General features: G+C 70.8%; 3 protein-coding genes. All 3 read left to right on the top strand.

Going from position 1 to position 2,681, the window contains the following annotated elements:
- Positions 1-1,437: helix-turn-helix domain-containing protein (locus AC08OU_RS24345; RefSeq protein WP_476605913.1), on the top strand; the 1,437-nt coding region annotated here is incomplete at its 5' end.
- Positions 1,438-1,445: 8 nt separating this feature from the next.
- Entirely contained in the window at positions 1,446-2,195 is a 750-nt protein-coding gene (locus AC08OU_RS24340) for an NAD-dependent epimerase/dehydratase family protein (protein WP_476602398.1), read from the top strand.
- Positions 2,192-2,449, top strand: a complete 258-nt coding sequence (locus AC08OU_RS24335) for a hypothetical protein (RefSeq protein WP_476602399.1) — start codon at positions 2,192-2,194, stop codon at positions 2,447-2,449. The genes AC08OU_RS24340 and AC08OU_RS24335 overlap by 4 nt, the downstream gene beginning before the upstream one ends.
- The last annotated feature ends 232 nt before the right edge of the window (positions 2,450-2,681 follow it).

Below are 2,681 nucleotides of genomic sequence, written 5' to 3'. Positions count from 1 at the left end.
GTGGACCAACTCCTACGCGCGTACCGGCAGGCCCACGGCCTCACGCAGCAGCAGCTCGCCGACCGTCTGGGCTTCGACCAGTCCTACGTATCCAAGGTGGAGAGCGGCCGGCGGGCTATCCACGACATCTCGACGCTCCGTCACATCGCCCGCAATCTGGCGCTGTCCCCCGAGGACGTCGGCCTGGCTCCGGGATCGATGACGGACCGTCGCCGGGAGACTGCGCCGCACAGTCCGGCGGCCGAGCAGGCCGCCGCGAGCCAACGCGCGTGGCGGCTCACCCGCGATCATCTCAACCACCATCGGATCAGCCTCGCCCGCGCGGCGGTGCGGCTCTACCCGGAAACCGACCGGCTCGGCAGCGGGCTACTGGCCCGGCCCGGCTGGGTGTGGGACACCCCGGTGGACATCGACGATGTCACCCTTGAGTGGCACGATAGCGTCGAGGCCCCCACGATCAGGGGGGACGAACCCGAGACGGCCGGTAGCCGGCCCCTGCTTGGTGGAGGCGGTCAGCAGAACCGCTACCAGCGATACACGCGGGCGATGCGGGATCTCGACCGGCCGACTCTGTTCGAGAACCGGCTCAGCTTCCGCCTGCTCGATATCGGCGGTGACGGGACCGCGGGACCGTCGACGGACAACCATCCGTCGCTGAGCTTCGCCCACACGACGTACTTCGACGCCGTTGACATCTGCGAGACCGTCGCACACGAGACGGCGGCCGCGATGGCCGGCAGCGGACTGTCCTGGCCCGCGCTGCCCTTCCGGGCGCGCATCGGAGATCCGTTCGACTTCACCCGGCGGGCGGCCCTGCCGTCCATCAACACGCTCACGATCCGCCACGATCGCGGCGGTCAGGCGAGCTTCTTCCTGCACCGGCGCAGCGCGGGCTCGGTCGCGACCGCGGGCGAGGTGTACCACGTCATCCCGGCCGGGGTCTTCCAGCCGTCGGGCATCACCCCGTTCCACCATGAGGCCGACTTCGACCTGTGGCGCAACATCATGCGTGAGCTGAGCGAGGAGCTGCTGGGCAACCCGGAGCACGACGGCAGCTCGTCCAGCCCGATCGGCTATGACACCGACGAGCCGTTCCGTTCGTTCGAGCAGGCGCGTCGGTCCGGCGCCATGCGGGTGTCGTACTTCGGGATCGGGCTGGACGCGCTCACCCTGTTCGGCGAGATCCTCACCGTCGTCGTGGTGGACGCCGACGCCTTCGACCGGCTGTTCGGCAGCATGGTCCAGAGCAATGCCGAGGGATCGGTCGTCACCGCGGGTCCGAACCGGTCGGTGACCGAGGGCATCCCGTTCACCCACTCGGCACTGCGCCGTCTCGTCGACACCGAGCCCATCGCCCCGTCGGCCGCCGCCTGCCTGGAACTCGCCTGGCGCCACCGGGAGATCCTCCTCGGGATGCGCGTGCGGGCCGCATCCTGATCCCGGACATGCGCGTCCTTGTCACCGGCGCGGCCGGCTTCATCGGCGGAGTGGTCACGGACATGCTCGCCACCGCCGGGCACCAAGTTACGGCGATGGTCCGCGAGCCGATGACCACGCCGCGGTTCGCCCCCGATATCGAGGTGGTGGCCGCGGACCTGCTCGATCCCCGCCAGCTGGCCGCGGCGGGGGTCAGCCGAGGATTCGAGGGAGTATGCCATCTCGCGGCCCTGACCCGGGTGCGGGAGTCGCGGCTGGATCCCGTGCGCTACTTCCAGACGAACCTGACCGGCACCATCAACCTGCTGGCTGCCCTGGAGGAGGGCGCCGAGCACACCGGAGTCGCACCCGCGTTCGTCTTCGGATCCACCTGCGCGGTCTACGGCAACGTCGACCTCGCGCGGATCCCGGAGACCTGCCCACCCGACCCGGTGAACCCCTACGGAACCTCCAAGTTCGCCGCCGAGCGGCTGCTGTCCCACCAGGCCGGCACCGGGCTGCTCGGCGCGGTGATCCTACGTTCCTTCAACGTCGCGGGTGCCGTCGCGGGACACATCGACCGCGACGGCAGCCGGATCATCCCGGCGGCGATCGCCGTGGCGAGCGGGTGCCGGGATGTGTTCCGGGTCAATGGGGACGGCCTCGCGCTGCGGGAGTACGTCCACGTCGTGGACATGGCAACGGCCTACCTGACGGCGCTGGTCGCCGCGCGCCCGGGCACTGCGCGGTGTTCAACGTGGGCAGCGGCGTCGGGGTGAGTGTCACTGACGTGCTCGCCGCGGTCGGCCGGGTCGCTGGGCGCCCGGTCCGCCGCGTCCACTGTCCGCCGGTCTCCGAACCGAAGACGCTGATCGGTGACAGCACCCGGATCCGCGCCGATCTCGGCTGGAGTTCTCCGGCGTCGAGCATCGACCGCATCGTCGCCGACGTGTGGCGCTGGGGCCGGGGGCCGACACCGGCCGGGGCCGCCGCCCTGCCGCCACGCCAGCGGATCGCTCCGAGCATCACCTGAGACCCCGCGGGGCCCACACCGGCCCCGCGGTGGCCCACACCGGCCCCACATTGACCCTGCGGTAGCCCACACCGGCCCCGCGGTAGCCCGCGGTGCGGCAGGCTCCGGCGGGCATCCCTCCCGGCTCTTTCTCCTGGCCCGAGGGCCACCCGCCAGCCAACATAAAGTAGCAGGCTGGTTGCAGGCAGGCATACTTCGTAAGGCCTTCCATCGGCCGGCCTATCCTCGTATG

It is taken from the genome of Frankia sp. CcMO1 (genome assembly GCF_977945845.1).
This window is presented reverse-complemented; position numbering and strand designations above follow the sequence as displayed.